General features: G+C 61.8%; 14 protein-coding genes. 9 read left to right on the top strand and 5 right to left on the bottom strand.

Going from position 1 to position 14,974, the window contains the following annotated elements; genetic code table 11:
- Positions 1–132 precede the first annotated feature (132 nt).
- The 6 genes from SIN04_RS13815 (at position 133) to SIN04_RS13790 (ending at position 8,048) form a co-directional block, all read left to right on the top strand.
- Positions 133–1,806 carry an FAD-dependent oxidoreductase gene (locus SIN04_RS13815; RefSeq protein ID WP_341263983.1) on the top strand — a complete coding sequence of 558 codons (1,674 nt, stop codon included), beginning with the start codon at positions 133–135 and terminating at the stop codon, positions 1,804–1,806.
- Between the two features lie 48 nt (positions 1,807–1,854).
- Positions 1,855–2,319 carry a host attachment protein gene (locus tag SIN04_RS13810; protein WP_166795940.1) on the top strand — a complete coding sequence of 155 codons (465 nt, stop codon included), beginning with the start codon at positions 1,855–1,857 and terminating at the stop codon, positions 2,317–2,319.
- 381 nt (positions 2,320–2,700) lie between these two features.
- On the top strand, positions 2,701–4,131 hold the full coding sequence (gene eat, locus SIN04_RS13805; protein WP_134490073.1) for an ethanolamine permease: 1,431 nt from the start codon (positions 2,701–2,703) through the stop codon (positions 4,129–4,131).
- A gap of 21 nt (positions 4,132–4,152) precedes the next feature.
- Complete coding sequence (locus tag SIN04_RS13800) at positions 4,153–5,541, top strand: ethanolamine ammonia-lyase subunit EutB (RefSeq protein WP_134490071.1); 1,389 nt, start codon at positions 4,153–4,155, stop codon at positions 5,539–5,541.
- A gap of 17 nt (positions 5,542–5,558) precedes the next feature.
- Positions 5,559–6,392 carry an ethanolamine ammonia-lyase subunit EutC gene (gene eutC / locus SIN04_RS13795; protein ID WP_134490069.1) on the top strand — a complete coding sequence of 278 codons (834 nt, stop codon included), beginning with the start codon at positions 5,559–5,561 and terminating at the stop codon, positions 6,390–6,392.
- 294 nt (positions 6,393–6,686) lie between these two features.
- Entirely contained in the window at positions 6,687–8,048 is a 1,362-nt protein-coding gene (locus tag SIN04_RS13790) for an Nramp family divalent metal transporter (RefSeq protein WP_341263982.1), read from the top strand.
- Positions 8,049–8,055: 7 nt separating this feature from the next.
- Here the strand turns inward: SIN04_RS13790 and clcA are convergent, their stop codons facing one another.
- Together clcA and SIN04_RS13780 are read right to left on the bottom strand one after the other, a co-directional pair.
- Positions 8,056–9,378 carry a H(+)/Cl(-) exchange transporter ClcA gene (gene clcA, locus SIN04_RS13785; RefSeq protein ID WP_341263981.1) on the bottom strand — a complete coding sequence of 441 codons (1,323 nt, stop codon included), beginning with the start codon at positions 9,376–9,378 and terminating at the stop codon, positions 8,056–8,058.
- A 29-nt stretch (positions 9,379–9,407) separates the two neighbouring features.
- On the bottom strand, positions 9,408–10,010 hold the full coding sequence (locus tag SIN04_RS13780) for a 5-formyltetrahydrofolate cyclo-ligase (RefSeq protein ID WP_341263980.1): 603 nt from the start codon (positions 10,008–10,010) through the stop codon (positions 9,408–9,410).
- Positions 10,011–10,168: 158 nt separating this feature from the next.
- Between SIN04_RS13780 and SIN04_RS13775 the strand changes: the two genes are divergently transcribed.
- Together SIN04_RS13775 and hmpA are read left to right on the top strand one after the other, a co-directional pair.
- Complete coding sequence (locus tag SIN04_RS13775; protein ID WP_134490063.1) at positions 10,169–10,612, top strand: RrF2 family transcriptional regulator; 444 nt, start codon at positions 10,169–10,171, stop codon at positions 10,610–10,612.
- A 109-nt stretch (positions 10,613–10,721) separates the two neighbouring features.
- Positions 10,722–11,945, top strand: coding sequence for an NO-inducible flavohemoprotein (gene hmpA / locus SIN04_RS13770; RefSeq protein WP_134490060.1), 1,224 nt, complete (start codon positions 10,722–10,724; stop codon positions 11,943–11,945).
- A 17-nt stretch (positions 11,946–11,962) separates the two neighbouring features.
- Here the strand turns inward: hmpA and SIN04_RS13765 are convergent, their stop codons facing one another.
- Genes SIN04_RS13765 through pncA form a run of 3 tightly spaced genes read right to left on the bottom strand, consistent with a single transcriptional unit; the run spans position 11,963 to position 14,309 of the window.
- Positions 11,963–12,724, bottom strand: a complete 762-nt coding sequence (locus SIN04_RS13765) for an ABC transporter permease (RefSeq protein WP_134490058.1) — start codon at positions 12,722–12,724, stop codon at positions 11,963–11,965.
- Entirely contained in the window at positions 12,721–13,671 is a 951-nt protein-coding gene (locus SIN04_RS13760) for an ABC transporter ATP-binding protein (RefSeq protein ID WP_134490056.1), read from the bottom strand. The genes SIN04_RS13765 and SIN04_RS13760 overlap by 4 nt, the downstream gene beginning before the upstream one ends.
- Before the next feature lie 2 nt (positions 13,672–13,673).
- Positions 13,674–14,309 carry a bifunctional nicotinamidase/pyrazinamidase gene (pncA, locus tag SIN04_RS13755; RefSeq protein ID WP_134490054.1) on the bottom strand — a complete coding sequence of 212 codons (636 nt, stop codon included), beginning with the start codon at positions 14,307–14,309 and terminating at the stop codon, positions 13,674–13,676.
- Positions 14,310–14,508: 199 nt separating this feature from the next.
- On the opposite strand from pncA, the gene SIN04_RS13750 reads away from it, so the two are divergent.
- Complete coding sequence (locus SIN04_RS13750; RefSeq protein ID WP_166796031.1) at positions 14,509–14,949, top strand: 4a-hydroxytetrahydrobiopterin dehydratase; 441 nt, start codon at positions 14,509–14,511, stop codon at positions 14,947–14,949.
- The last annotated feature ends 25 nt before the right edge of the window (positions 14,950–14,974 follow it).

Below are 14,974 nucleotides of genomic sequence, written 5' to 3'. Positions count from 1 at the left end.
GAAGATTTGGGTTGATGCGGATTTTTCGTCTGACATGCTTAATGTCGAGAGAATCTGCGAACGGCCCAGCGTTCTTGCATAAAATGATCATTGAAGCGCGAAGTTCAGGGAGAGCGATCGGGAGGGACGGGCATGTCGACCTATGAGACGCGTCACGATCAGATGTTTCCGAAACTTCAGGCGGCGGAAATCGACCGGCTCCGACGCTTCGCCGAACTCCGGCGCTTCGCGGCGGGCGAGCCATTGTTCAGCGTCGGCCAGCCGACGCCGGGCATGTTTGTTCTGCTCGAGGGCGTCGTCTCCGTCGCCTCGCGCGATGGTCTGGGTCACGTCATTCCGATCGAGGAGCTGGGACCTCGGCAGTTTCTCGGCGAAATCGCTCAATTGTCGGGCCGGCCATCGCTCGTCGACGCCGAAGCCAGGAGCGCAGTCGAGGCGCTTCTGATTTCGAGCGATAATTTGCGCGCGGTCGTGATCGCGGAGGCGGAGCTCGGGGAGAAAATCATGCGGGCGCTGATCCTGCGCCGCGTCGCCTTGATCGAAAATGGAGCCGGCGGCCCGCTCCTGATCGGCTCGGCCATGAGCCCCGACGTCATCCGGCTGCAAGGTTTTCTGGCGCGCAACGGCTATCCGCATCAGCTCTGCGACCCTGCTGAGGACCACGACGCGAAAGAGCTCGTCGATCGCTACGCCCCAGATCCGGCGGACCTGCCCCTGGCGGTCTGTCCAAACGGGGCCGTGCTCAAGAATCCGGGCGAAGTTGATCTCGCGCATTGCCTTGGAATGACGCCGGCGGATGATCGGAAGCGAATCTACGACGTCGCTGTTGTCGGCGCCGGTCCCGCGGGTCTCGCGACTGCGGTCTACGCCGCTTCCGAAGGACTATCCGTGATTGTTTTGGATGAGAGAGCTTTCGGCGGCCAGGCGGGAGCCAGCGCCCGTATCGAAAATTATCTTGGTTTTCCGACCGGCATTTCCGGGCAGGCCTTGGCGGGCAGGGCTTTTGTGCAGGCGCAAAAATTCGGCGCAGAGATCGCGATCCCCGTGGCGGCGACAAGACTCGATTGCGCTATGACGCCTCTTGTCCTCGGCGTGGCGGAAGGCCCCGACGTCAAGGCGCGCGCCGTCGTCGTCGCGTCGGGAGCGCGCTACCGCCGCCCTGACATCGCCAATCTCAAACAGTTTGAAGGCCGCGGCGTGTGGTATTGGGCCTCCCCTATCGAAGCGCGCATGTGCCGCAACGATGAGGTCGTGCTCGTCGGCGGCGGCAATTCGGCGGGGCAGGCCGCCGTCTTTCTGTCCGGCTTCGCGGCCAAAATATGGATGCTCGTTCGCCGCGACGGGTTAGCCGCCACCATGTCACGTTATCTGATCGATCGTATCGGGGCGACGGCGAACATCGAGCTCTTGACGGAGACGGAGATCGTCGCACTCGAAGGATTGACCGATGGCCGGCTTGCCCGCGTCAGATGGCGCCATCTTCGCTCGGGGCTTGAAACGGAAAAGCCTATCCGCAACATTTTCCTGTTCATCGGCGCCGACCCGGCGACGCTATGGCTTCGCGATTGTGGCGTCGCTCTCGATGGCAAAGGTTTTGTGCGGACCGGCCCCGAAGTTGCCCCCAGCGATGCAAGCGGCAAGGCCGCTCAGGCGCTGCCTTTGCAATCCAGCGTGCGCGGCGTCTTCGCCGTCGGCGACGTGCGCTCAGGATCAGTCAAGCGCGTTGGCGGCGCGATCGGCGAGGGCGCCGCGGTCGTCGCTCAATTGCATTTGTTTCTCTCCGGCGCTCACGGCAGCGTCGCGTAACGCTCCCCGAAAGGCCGTTTCGTGGCCGCAAACATGCGAGAAGCAGCAATGGTAAAACATATCAAATTATGGATCGTGGTGGCCGATGGCGAACATGCGCGCATCGTCGCTCCGCGCGAGGATGGCGTTCTCGAAACCCATGATCGCATCGATTCAGAGAGCGCCCACCTGCGCTCCAAGGACATTGGGAGCGACCGTCCGGGCCGGGTTCATGAAAGCGCGACGACGGCTCACCACAGCGCCGAGCCGCGAACCGATCCGCATGAGGCGGCGAAGGAGCGCTTCGGCAGGAACCTCGGGCACTGGCTGACGGAGCAGTCGAGACAGGGCGCGTTCGACGAACTCCTGCTCGTCGCGCCGAGCCATATTCTGACCGATCTGCGAGAGGAGCTCGATCGGCCGGCGGCGGAGAAGCTGCGCGGCGTTCTGGCCAAGGACCTGACAAAAACGCCGGACGACGAGCTGCAGCCCCATCTCAGCGAATGGGTGAGGCCGCCCCAGCGCGTGCGATAGAGATCCGCGGAGCCTGCGACCGTACGAGGCTCTCTTTAATCCTCTGTGACTCGCGCGCCGCCGCCGCAATCAACCACTTGCGGCGGCGCCGTTAAAGGATCACAGTAATCGCCGCTTGCCGCGCTCTCCTCGCGCGGATCGTCTGAGATTCAGAGCCTGCGCGCTGACGCTTGTCCGCGCGGGCAGTCGCGAGCGCTCAAAGGCCTGCGTGGGCTTGGGCTTGCGTGGCCGGACAAAGGAGACGATGCGGCGACGGCGCTAAAAATCACCCGGTCTCCATCTTGCATGGGCAATTCGCGGTTTCCTGACGGAGGCCTTTGGCCCAGCCTGACTGGACCCTGCATTTAATCCGACGTTGGAAACCAACTTGGGGGATCGCGCATGCTGGAGGAAGAACATGGGCGCCATGTCGGCGTCGTCACCCACCACGAGCTGAAGCAAAGCTTGACGACCCTGCAGCTTTGGGCGATCGCCGTCGGCCTCGTCATTTCCGGTGAATATTTCGGGTGGAGCTATGGCTGGGCGAGCGCCGGCACGCTCGGCTTCACCGTTACGGCGCTGTTCGTCGCCGCGATGTATACGACCTTCATTTTCAGCTTTACGGAGCTGACGACATCCATTCCGCACGCGGGCGGACCCTTCGCTTACGCCCGCCACGCTTTTGGCCCGGCAGGCGGCTATTTCGCAGGCGCCGCCACGCTGATCGAATTTGTGTTCGCGCCGCCAGCGATCGCGCTCGCCATCGGCGCTTATCTCAATGTGCAATTTCCCTCGCTCGACCCCAAGGTCGCCGCGGTCGGGGCTTATATCATCTTCATGTCGCTGAACATCATCGGCGTCGAGATCGCGGCGACATTTGAGCTTGTCGTCACAGTCCTTGCGATCTTCGAACTTCTCGTCTTCATGGGCGTCGTCAGTCCCGGATTCTCGATGGCGAATTTCGTCAAGGGCGGCTGGTCGGGCGAGGATCATTTCAGCGTCGGTTCGATCGCCGGCATGTTCGCCGCCATTCCCTTCGCCATCTGGTTCTTCCTCGCGATCGAGGGCGTCGCCATGGCGGCGGAAGAGGCGAAGGATCCCAAGCGATCCATCCCCATCGCCTACATCACGGGCATTTTGACGCTTCTTGTGCTGGCGATCGGCGTGATGCTGTTCGCGGGCGCCGCGGGCGACTGGACGAAGCTGTCGAACATCAATGATCCGCTGCCGCAGGCGATGAAATTCATCGTCGGTGAAAAGAGCGGCTGGCTGCACATGCTGGTGGCGCTCGGCCTGTTTGGCCTCGTCGCCTCGTTCCACGGCATCATCATCGGCTACTCGCGGCAGATTTTTGCGCTGGCGCGCGCCGGCTATCTGCCTCTCGTTCTGGCCAAGGTGCATCCCCGCTTCAAGACGCCGTGGATTGCGATTCTCGCCGGCGGCGCGATCGGCATCCTCGCGATCTTCAGCGACAATCTCATCGTGATCGGCGGCCAGCCGCTGACCGCGAACATCGTCACAATGTCGGTGTTCGGCGCGATCTTGATGTACATCATCAGCATGGCCGCCCTGTTCAGGCTGCGTCGATCGGAGCCTAGGATGCAGCGGCCATTCGTCGCGCCGCTCTACCCTTATTTTCCGGCTTTCGCTCTCTTCGCCGCAGTGATCTGCATGATCGCGATGATCTATTACAACTTTTTGATTTTTGTGATCTTCGTCGTCATGCTGGCATTGGGCTTCGGCTATTTCCTGACGACCGAGCGGCGGCGCGAGGCGGCTCCTATTGACGATTTGATCGAGTCGACCGAAGAACTGAAGGCCGAAGGGGTCTGAAGGAAGCATAGAGGCGAAGCAATGGCCTACGCGCACAGTGTAGGGGGGCGGACCTACCGCTTCCCCGATCTCAGGACGCTGCTCGCCAAGGCGAGTCCCGCGCGCTCCGGCGACTATCTCGCCGGCCTCGCCGCGGAAGATGATTCCGAACGCGCGGCGGCCCAGATGACTTTGGCGGACGCGCCGCTGAAGGTTTTCCTCAATGAAGCGCTGATCCCCTATGAGGATGACGAAGTCACGCGGCTGATCGTCGATGAGCACGACGCCGGCGCTTTCGCGCCTGTCAGCGGTCTGACCGTCGGCGATTTTCGCAACTGGCTGCTCGGGCCCGACGCTGACGAACTGGCGCTGACCAAACTCGCGCCCGGCCTGACGCCGGAGATGGTCGCGGCGGTCTCGAAGCTGATGCGCGTGCAGGATCTCATTCTGGTCGCGCGCAAGTGCCGCGTCGTCACCCGCTTTCGCAACACAATAGGTCTTGCCGGCCGGCTCTCGACGCGGCTGCAGCCTAACCACCCGACGGACGATCCGACCGGCATCGCCGCCAGCATTCTCGACGGCCTGCTTTACGGCAGTGGCGACGCCGTCATCGGCATCAATCCGGCCACCGACAGCACCGCCGCCGTATGCGCTCTGCTCGCAATGCTCGACGATGTGATTCACACCTATGAGATCCCGACGCAGGCCTGCGTGCTCACTCATGTCACGACGTCGATCGAGGCGATCAATCGCGGCGTGCCGGTCGATCTGGTGTTCCAGTCGGTCGCCGGGACCGAAGCCGCAAATCGCAGTTTTGGCGTCGACCTCGCCCTGCTGCGGGAAGGGCGCGAAGCGGGTCTGGCGCTGAAGCGCGGCACGGTCGGCGATAATGTCATGTATTTCGAAACGGGGCAGGGTTCGGCCCTATCGGCCAACGCGCATCATGGCGTCGACCAGCAGACCTGCGAGGCGCGCGCCTATGCCGTCGCGCGGAAGTTCAAGCCGCTGCTGGTCAACACGGTCGTCGGCTTCATCGGGCCGGAGTATCTTTATAACGGCAAGCAGATTATCCGCGCCGGCCTCGAGGATCATTTCTGCGGCAAGCTGCTGGGCCTGCCGATGGGCTGCGACATCTGTTACACCAACCATGCCGAGGCCGATCAGGACGACATGGACATGCTGCTGACCCTGCTTCCCGCGGCAGGCTGCAATTTCATCATGGGCATTCCGGGATCCGACGACGTCATGCTGAATTATCAGACGACGTCATTCCACGACGCGCTCTACGCGCGAGAGGTGCTGGGGCTGCGCATGGCCCCCGAGTTCGAGGACTGGCTGATCCGCGCGGGCGTTTTCGAGGGCGCAAAGAATTTGCATCCGCGCGAAGCCCTGTCGGCGCTGTTCCGCCCGGCGCTGGCGCGTATCGCCTGAAAGCTTAGAGCACCTTCATGAGCAATCTCGTCATCGTCAATCCCTGGGAGAGCCTGCGACGTTTCACGCAGGCCCGCATCGCACTTGGCCGCGCGGGCGTCAGCATACCAACGAAGCCGCAGCTCGACTTTCAGCTGGCACATGCGCGCGCGCGCGACGCGGTGCATCTGCCGATGGACCGCGAAGGCGTCTGCGCGCAACTGGAAGCGGCCGGCTATCCGGTGATCGAACTGCACAGCGCCGCCATCGACCGGACGACCTATCTGCAGCGGCCGGACCTCGGACGTAAACTCGATGAGCCCTCGCGGGAAAAACTCGGCAAGCTCACGAAGAAGGGGGCGCACGGCTTCGACGTCGCTTTCGTCATCGCCGACGGTCTTTCCGCCTTCGCCGTCAATCAGCACGCGCTGTCGATGCTGGAAGCCATACGCCCCAAGCTCAACGAGGCTGGCTGGCGCATGGCGCCCGTCGGTCTCGTCGAGCAGGGACGGGTCGCGATCGGCGACGAGATCGGCGAGATTTTCGGCGCTGAAATCGTGGTCATCCTGATCGGCGAGCGGCCGGGGCTGAGCGCGCCCGACAGCCTTGGGCTCTATCTGACCTACGGACCCCGCGCAGGCCTCACAGACGCGGCGCGCAACTGCATCTCGAACGTCAGGCCGGAAGGTCAGAGCTTCGCCGCCGCCGCGCACCGGTTGATCTATCTTTTGAGCGAGGCGCGGCGCCGCAAACTGTCCGGCGTCGATCTGAAGGACGAGGCCGAGATGCCGATTGCGCCAGCGCAGAGGTCCGTCTCACAGACCAATTTCCTCGTCAGCGGCGGCGCGTCCGTGCTCGAACCGCCGCGTTAGAGCGCTTTCCGATCGAATGGGGTCATTCGATCGATCAGAAATCGCTCCAGATTCAAAAGCTTGAGCATATCCTTGTCGATCAGACTGAACCGATCTGATCGGAATATGCTCTATAGGGCAGGCGGCTTCTTCGCTCGCGAAAAAATGAAGGCCAGCCGCGCGGTGGCCGCGATACGCGGCGTTTGCCGCAAATCCGGCGAAGCTCCAATTTAACCGATGCCTTTTCCGCCCTGTTGCGCTATGGCCTCGCCTGCCGGCAATCGCGCGCGCAGCAAAGCTTTGGCGCTTTTTCGGATGGACGGCTTCTCCGGCGTCGCCCTGACTCTCCTCAAGGTTGTCTACACGATGGCAGTTCGAGAAAAACCGATGACCGATCGCGCCGACCCCGCCCTCAATCAAGTCCAGAGCGGGGGCCTCCTCGGCCGGGTCGCAAGGGCGCTCGGACCCGGCCTCGTCACGGGCGCCGCGGATGACGATCCGAGCGGCATCGCGACCTATAGTCAGGTCGGCGCGCAATTCGGCTATCAGCTGTCATGGATCATGCTGTTCAGCTATCCGCTGATGGCGGTGACGCAGGCGATCGCGGCTCGCATTGGCCTCGTCACGGGGCGCGGCATTGCGCAGAATCTGCGCCGGCATTATCCGCGCTGGCTGCTGCGCGTCGTCGTGTTGTTGCTGCTCGTCGCCAATGTCGCCAACCTCGGCGCGGATCTTGGCGCCATGGGCTCGGCTGTTCAGCTCCTCGCCGGCGGCCCCGCCCTTGTCTATACGATCATGCTCGCCGGGCTCTGCGTTCTGCTCGAAGTTTTTATGAGCTACGCCACTTACGCCTCCGTGCTCAAATGGTTGACGCTGACGCTGTTCTCCTATGTCGTCGTCGTGTTCGCCGTCGATGTGCCCTGGGGCGCGGCCCTCAAGGCTACATTCGTGCCGGAAATCGTGTTCAATTCCCAGCACGCCATGGCCGTGGTGGCGGTGCTCGGCACCACCATCAGCCCCTATCTCTTCTTCTGGCAGGCCGCACAGGAAGTCGAGGAACAGGTGCGCCGCGCGACCTTGCCGCTCTATGTCATGCCGAGCGAAGCCGGGCTCGAAATGAAACGCATGAGCGTCGACACCTGGGTCGGCATGGGCATCTCCAACCTCATCTCCTTATTCATCATCATCGCGACGGCGGCCACTCTTCATGCCCACGGGATCACGGAGATCCAGACCTCCTCTCAGGCCGCCGAGGCGCTGCGTCCGATCGCGGGGCCTCTGACCTTCTTCATCTTCGCGCTCGGCATCATCGGCACCGGATTGCTGGCGGTTCCGGTTCTTGCCGGCTCCGCCGCCTATGCAGTGTGCGAGACGTTCGACTGGGTCGAGGGTCTCGATCACAAGGTGAAGGACGCGCGCGCTTTCTATGGCGTCATCGCGCTTGCGACCTTTGTCGGGCTTTGCCTCAACTTCGTCGGCATTGATCCGATCAAGGCGCTTTATTGGAGCGCGGTGCTGAACGGGGTTTTGGCGGCGCCCATCATGGCGTCGATGCTGCTGATCGCGGACAATAAAAAGATCATGGGCGATTTCGTGCTGCCCTGGCAGATGAGGGCCGGCGGCTGGTTCGCGACGCTCGTCATGGCGGTCGCCAGCATCGCCTTTATCGTGCTTTGAATTTGCGTCAATGCGCCGCCGCCTCTGGTTTGGGCGGCTTCTTGCCGGCGAGGCGCAGGGTGCGCACTTTGAGCGAATCATAGATCGGCCTGCTGCCGAGCATGGTGGCCAGCGCCATCGCGGAAAAGCAGGCGGCGAGCATCGGCAGCAGCGCGATCGAGCTTCCGGTCATCTCCGTCACGAGGATGATCCCGGTCAGCGGCGCCCGCACGACGGCGGTGAACAAGGCCGCCATGCCGACGACCGCGAACAAAATGGCGTGCGCATTCGGCCCAGTGAGATCTGGGTGAGCGAGTGCGCCGAAGAAGAAGCCCATCTGCGCGCCGAGCACCAACAGCGGCGCGAATAATCCGCCGGGAGTTCCCGCCGCATATGACGCGCAGCTGAGAAACAGGCGGATGACAAAGAGCAGCGGCAGCAACGAAAATGGCGTCGCGCCGTTGAGAAGGCTCTGCGTCAGGCCGTCGCCGCCGCCGACGAGAGAGGGCGCAAACCACGCCAGCGCCCCGATCATCGCGCCGATGAGCCCGGCGCGCAGTTCGACCGGCGCCCGCTTCATGCGGTCGGCGATATCGAGAGCGTCGAGCAGGAGATAATTATAGAGAGCCCCGAGCACGCCGGCGAAAAGACCGAGGCCGATGCAGAGAAGATTGTCCCGCGCGTCGGGATAGGGGAGAGCGGCGACCGCGAAATCGGGCTCGGCGCCCGTGAACAGGCGCGCCACGACGATGGCGCTCATGGAGGCGCCGAGAGCTGCGACCGCATTGCGCATTTCAAAACGACGCAGCAACTCTTCCAGCACGAAGGCGGCTCCGGCGAGCGGAGCGTTGAAGGCGGCGGCGAGACCCGCGCCCGCGCCCGCCGCCAGCAACGCCTGCCTGTCCGGCCAATCGCGGCGGAACAGAACGCCGACGAGATGAGCGAGCGTCGCCCCCATCTGGACGCAGGGGCCCTCGCGTCCGAGCGCAAGGCCGGACCCCATGGCGAGAACGCCGCCGATGAACTTGACCGGCAACAGAGCGAATGGCGCCGGCGGCAGCTCGACCTCGATCACAGCCTCCACATGGGGGATGCCGCTTCCTGCTGCGTCCGGCGACATGCGGCGCACCATGAAGGCGGCAAAGGCCGTCGCCACGGCGGCGATGCCGATCATCAGGAGACAGCCGTATGCCGGATTTCCGCTCCACGCCGTTGGCAAAGCCGTGCGCAGGTCGCGGACCATATCGAGGGCAACGCGGAACAGGCCGCAGATCAACCCCGCGCCGGCGCCGGCGACGACGGACAGCAGCGCCAGGGGCAATAGGCCCAAACGGCCGCGAAGGATCTGCATGCGCGCCCCTTAAAGGTAGCTGCCGCAAGCTACACCTTATCGAGCGCCGAGCAAACCTTCCGGCCCCGGACGATCAGTTCTGCCTCGGTCGCAATAGCGTCGAGAGGGATATCATGCGCCTCATCGGGGACGGCCTCGATTTCCTGACAGGCGAATGCGACGCCGAGCGCGAAGACGGCGTGCGTGGCGCGAAGCGCTGGGAGCGTGCGATCGTAAAATCCTGCTCCATAGCCGATCCGATAGCAGCGCCGGTCAAAGGCGACCGGCGGCGCAATGACGATATCAGGAACCACTTCGCTTGCGTCCGGCGCCGGTTCAGGAATGTTCATGCGTCCCTTTACAAGCGGATCGCCCGGCGCCCAGGCGCGAAAGGTCAGCGGGCGCCCCCAGTGCGGCGTCGCGGGCAGCGCAAGCGCTCGGCCCTCGGCGGCTAGACGATCGATGAGCTGGCCAGGATGCAGTTCGTCGCCAAATGCGGCGTAAAGCCCAATGATGCCGGGCCTTTTCCGCAATTCCTCAAAAGCGCGCTCGGCGATGGCCAATGTCGCGCGCCTGCGATCTTCGCCGGGCAGAGCATGGCGCGCCGCGGCGGCGATACCGCGCAAGGCTTTTTTCTGTGGCGTCGTCGGCACGGTCGCTCCCTTTCCACCTGATGCGAGCGCCGGAGTCGCAACAGCGCGGCGCCGCCGTGGGCTCCCGGCGCATGCCCATAAGAGTCAGCCGCGATGCATCTTAGAGATTGGTTCCTTCCCCACCAGGCCATATATACGTCACCAGGAGGCTTCCCGCCATGCGGCTCACTCGCTATTCAGACTATTCCCTGCGCGTTCTCATATATCTCGCGCTGAAGCCGGATCGGCTGAGCTCCATCCGAGAAATCGCTGAAAGCTACGACATATCGGAGACCCACCTCATGAAAGTCGTGCAGGGTCTTGGACATCTTGGCTATGTGACTACTCTGCGCGGCCGCGGCGGCGGCCTAAAATTGGCGCGGGCCCCGGACGATATCCGCGTCGGAGACGTCGTCCGGCAAACGGAGGAGGACATGGCGCTGGTCGATTGTTTCATCGAAGGATCGGCTTGCGCGATCACGGCGCCGTGCCGGCTGCGTCATGTGTTGAGGCAGGCGCTTGAGGCCTTTCTCGCCGTGCTCGACCAATATACCCTGGCTGACCTTCTCCGGTCGAAATCGAAGGCGTTGAAGGCGAGTCTTGGACTGACCTTGGCGGGGTAAGGAGCGGCGCGGCGCTTTTGGGCAATTGGTTCTATAAGATGTATGTTGACTGAATCTTATACGCAGCCGTATATAAGATGCATACAAAATACATCTAATGAGGTTCCCAATGGCCGCTGCTCTTTCCGCGAAGACGATTGCGATCGTCAAATCCACCCTTCCCGCTCTTCGGACGCATGGGCTTGACATCACGCGGCGGATGTATGAGCGGCTCTTCCAGGACGCCCCAATTCGCGCCCTCTTCAATCAGTCGCATCAAGGAACGGCGGCGTCGCAACCCGTCGCCCTCGCCAACGCCGTGCTCGCTTATGCCGAAAATATCGAAAATCTCGGCGCGCTGGCGCCGGCCGTCGAGCGTATCGCGCAAAAACATGTCGCATTGCGCATTTTGCCGGAACATTATCCTTTTGTCGCGGCCGCGCTGCTGGGGGCTATTAAAGACGTGCTTGGCGCGGCGGCGACCGAAGAGGTGATCTCGGCATGGGGCGAGGCCTATTGGTTTCTCGCCGATGTGTTGATCGGCAGAGAGGCGGTGATCAGCGCAGATCTTGCGGCGGCGCCTGGCGGTTGGACCGGCTGGCGCGACTTCGTCGTCGATCGGGTCGAGCGCGAAAGCGACGTCATCAAATCCTTCTACCTGCGTCCGGCGGACGGCCGAGAGGTCTTGCGCCACCGGCCCGGACAATATCTGACATTCGAAGCCGATATTCCAGGCAGCGGTTTGGTGAAGCGAAACTACAGTATTTCCTCCGCCCCTGACGATCGGCATTATCGCGTGACGATCAAGCGGGAAGCGGCGCCTGGAGCCCCGGCGGGTCTCGTTTCAAACTGGTTCCACGACTATGTCGGCATTGGCGACGCGCTGAAAATCGCGCCTCCGGCCGGCGATTTCGCGCTTGACGTCGCGGACGATCGGCCCGTCGTTTTACTCAGCGGAGGCGTCGGATTGACGCCGATGGTCAGCATGCTCGAGACGATTGCGCGCGATTGTCCCGACCGGCGCGCCTGGTATGTACACGGAGCGCTGAATGGCGCCGTCCATGCGATGGGATCGCACGTCAAATCGCTGGCGAAATCTTTCGGCGGCGCAGTGACGACATTCTACGCCGAACCTGCCACTACCGACGTGCGCGGCGTCCATTTCGACGAGCAGGGAATGATCAATGTCGATTGGCTTAAGACCAATACGCCGATCGCGGAGGCCGTCTATTATCTGTGCGGGCCGAGGCCGTTCTTGCGTTCTCTTGTGCGCGAGCTGTATGCCCTCGGTCTGCCGGCGGACCGCGTGCGCTATGAGTTCTTTGGACCGACAGAAGAGCTCCTGACGGCGTGAACGCCGCAAACCCTCGCTCAGGCTCTCAGCCGGTATCCCGTGCGGAAAATCCATGACACGATGATGAGGCAGAGGATCAGAAACACGACCGTCATGCCAAGGCTGACGCCGACGCCCACGTCCGAAGCGCCAAAAAAGCTCCAGCGAAATCCGCTGACAAGATAGACGACCGGATTGGCAAGGGTGACTGTCCGCCAGAACGGCGGCAGCATGTCGATTGAATAGAAGGTCCCTCCGAGGAAGGTCAGCGGCGTGACGATCAGCAACGGCACGAGCTGCAGCTTTTCGAAGCCGTCGGCCCATATGCCGAGGATGAAGCCGAACAGGCTGAAAGCGAACGAAGTGAGGATCAGAAAGCTTGCCATCCATACCGGGTGGGCGATGTCGAACGCGACGAAAAAGCGGGCGGTGACAAGTATTATGACGCCGATCATGATCGACTTGCTCGCGGCGGCGCCGACATAGCCGCAGACGATCTCGAACGGTGAGGCGGGCGCCGAGAGAATCTCGTAGATGGTGCCCGCGAATCTTGGAAAATAAATGCCGAAAGATGCGTTGGCGACGCTGAGAGTGAGCAGCGACAGCATGATCAATCCCGGCACGATGAAGGCGCCATAGCTGACGCCGTTGATCGCGTTCATATGCGGGCCGACCGCTCCCCCGAACACAATGAAATAGAGCGACGTTGAAATCACCGGCGCAACGATGCTTTGCAGCAACGTGCGCCATGTGCGCGACATCTCGAAAACATAGATCGCGCGAATGGCGTAAAGATTCATGGCTGCTTCCTTACGAGGCTAACGAAAATTTCTTCGAGAGAGCTCTCCTTCGTATTCAAATCGTTGAAGGCGATTTCGAGCTCTCCGAGCTTTTTCATCAATGCTGCAATTCCGGTCCCCTCGATTCCCGAATGGAATGAATAGACAAGGTTGCGTCCATCCGCCGAGAGATCGAGATTGAACGCTTTGAGTTCGTCCGGAATGCCCCTGAGCGGGTTTTGCAGGCAGAGCGTCAGCTGCTTTTTGCCGAGTTTGCGTATGAGCGCATCCTTATCCTCGACGAGGATGATCTCGCCTTGACGGATGACGCCGACGCGGTCGGCCATCTCCTCGGCCTCTTCGATATAATGGGTCGTCAAAATGATGGTGACGCCTTTTTCGCGTAATGATCGCACCATCTCCCACATGTCGCGCCGCAGCTCGACGTCGACTCCGGCCGTCGGCTCGTCGAGAAAGAGGATTTTGGGCTCGTGGGACAGCGCCTTGGCGATCATCACGCGGCGCTTCATGCCTCCTGACAAGGTCATGATCTTGTTGTCTTTTTTCTCCCATAAAGACAAATCGCGCAGAATTTTCTCGACATAGGCCGCGTTCTTCGGTTTACCGAACAGGCCGCGGCTGAAGCTGACGGTTGCAATAACAGTCTCGAATGCGTCCGTCGAAAGCTCCTGCGGCACGAGCCCGATCCGCGACCGCGCGGCGCGGTAATCTTTAAGAATGTCATGGCCGTCAGCGAGAACGACGCCGCTCGTTGGATTGACGATGCCGCAGACGATGTTGATGAGCGTCGTCTTGCCGGCGCCGTTTGGACCGAGCAGGGCGAATATTTCTCCCGCGCGAATCTCGAGGTTGATCCTCTTTAGCGCCGTAAAGCCGGACGCATATGTCTTTGTCAGATCAGAAATGGCGATGATTGGAGTCACGCGCGCCTCATTTGAAATTATCATGTTCAGGCAAAGGCTTCGATCATGAGCGTTTCAATGCGCCCTTCGGCGAAGCTTTTGCGCGTCGCTTCAACGGAGCCTTCGACGTCGATGGCCCGGCAGGCGTCCTCGATCACGACGGCCGAGAATCCATGCGCCTTTGCGTCCTCCGCCGAATAGCGCACGCAAAAGTCGAAAGCGAGGCCTGCGATGAAGATACGGCTAAATCCGCGTTCGCGTAGATATCCGGCAAGGCCTGTCGGCGTCATTCGGTCGTTCTCGAAGAACGCGGAGTAGGAATCGATTCCGCGCCGGAAGCCTTTGCGCAAAATGAGTTCGGCATGGGGAATATGCAGGTCCTTGTGGAGGGCGGCGCCGGGCGTATCCTGAACGCAATGGTCCGGCCATAGAATTTGAGGACCATAGGACGCCTCGATCATCTCGAAAGGCGCGCGGCCATGCGTCGACGCGAAGGAGAGATGCCCGCGCGGATGCCAGTCCTGCGTCAGGACAACATATTCAAAGCGCGCGGCGAGCCTGTTGATCAGCGCGACTGCCTCGTCGCCGTGCGGAACCGCAAGCCGCCCGCCAGGACAAAAATCATTTTGAAGGTCGACCACGAGAAGAACATCGCCGGCGGATGGTTGGATGCTGGGCCTCATAGCGCGAGAATCTCCGGGCTTGCCATCGCGGGTCCTTTCCGACTCGTTGAGGCCGAGCGTCATCGCTGGTTTTGCGCCCATTATCCCACGTCCCCGCCGAAACGCGGGCTGAGCGGAAGGAAGCGAGCGTCACATTATCCGCAACTCGAATTTGGAACAAACCGGCCGAAAGAGGTTATGCTGAGAGCGCTATATGCGCATGATCGCCGCGGCCGAGGCGGCGCGGAATTGGCTGCTGACCATTGGAGAATCCGCCGTGACGGATGACAAAAAAGAACGCACCTATTCGGATGAGGAAGTCGAAGCCAGGCTGAAGAGCGAATTGCCGCATTGGCGCCTGGAGGACGGCTGGATCCGCCGTAAATACAAGACGCATAGCTGGAAGGGCACGCTGATGGTGATCAATACGGTCGGCCATCTTGCGGAAGCAGCCTGGCACCATCCGGACATTACCGCCTCTTACGCCTGGGTCGAGGTGAGGCTCAAGAATCACAATGCGAGAGGCATCACCGACAAGGACTTTGAATTGGCGAAAAAGATCGAGGAAGTGGTGTCCTGGCAGCCGGGGAAAGCCGGCGGCGCGCTCGAAGGAACGCCGGAGAAAGACCCGCGCTTCGCCTATTTGAAATATGAAGATTAAAGCATGATCCCAAAAAGTTGCAGAC

The sequence above is a fragment of the Methylocella tundrae genome (assembly GCF_038024855.1).
Lineage (GTDB): Bacteria > Pseudomonadota > Alphaproteobacteria > Rhizobiales > Beijerinckiaceae > Methylocapsa > Methylocapsa tundrae.
Note: the sequence above shows the minus strand (reverse complement) of the source record. Positions and strands in the feature narration are given on the sequence as shown.

Bases quoted from the DNA above. Each gene is read 5' to 3' on its own strand.
- SIN04_RS13800 (WP_134490071.1), top strand. From the start codon at position 4,153: ATGGCCTACGCGCACAGTGTAGGGGGGCGGACCTACCGCTTCCCCGAT.
- SIN04_RS13775 (WP_134490063.1), top strand. From the start codon at position 10,169: ATGCGGCTCACTCGCTATTCAGACTATTCCCTGCGCGTTCTCATATAT.
- pncA (WP_134490054.1), bottom strand. From the start codon at position 14,309: ATGAGGCCCAGCATCCAACCATCCGCCGGCGATGTTCTTCTCGTGGTC.
- clcA (WP_341263981.1), bottom strand. From the start codon at position 9,378: ATGCAGATCCTTCGCGGCCGTTTGGGCCTATTGCCCCTGGCGCTGCTG.
- eutC (WP_134490069.1), top strand. From the start codon at position 5,559: ATGAGCAATCTCGTCATCGTCAATCCCTGGGAGAGCCTGCGACGTTTC.
- eat (WP_134490073.1), top strand. From the start codon at position 2,701: ATGCTGGAGGAAGAACATGGGCGCCATGTCGGCGTCGTCACCCACCAC.
- SIN04_RS13810 (WP_166795940.1), top strand. From the start codon at position 1,855: ATGGTAAAACATATCAAATTATGGATCGTGGTGGCCGATGGCGAACAT.
- SIN04_RS13765 (WP_134490058.1), bottom strand. From the start codon at position 12,724: ATGAATCTTTACGCCATTCGCGCGATCTATGTTTTCGAGATGTCGCGC.
- SIN04_RS13790 (WP_341263982.1), top strand. From the start codon at position 6,687: ATGGACGGCTTCTCCGGCGTCGCCCTGACTCTCCTCAAGGTTGTCTAC.
- hmpA (WP_134490060.1), top strand. From the start codon at position 10,722: ATGGCCGCTGCTCTTTCCGCGAAGACGATTGCGATCGTCAAATCCACC.
- SIN04_RS13750 (WP_166796031.1), top strand. From the start codon at position 14,509: ATGATCGCCGCGGCCGAGGCGGCGCGGAATTGGCTGCTGACCATTGGA.
- SIN04_RS13760 (WP_134490056.1), bottom strand. From the start codon at position 13,671: ATGATAATTTCAAATGAGGCGCGCGTGACTCCAATCATCGCCATTTCT.
- SIN04_RS13815 (WP_341263983.1), top strand. From the start codon at position 133: ATGTCGACCTATGAGACGCGTCACGATCAGATGTTTCCGAAACTTCAG.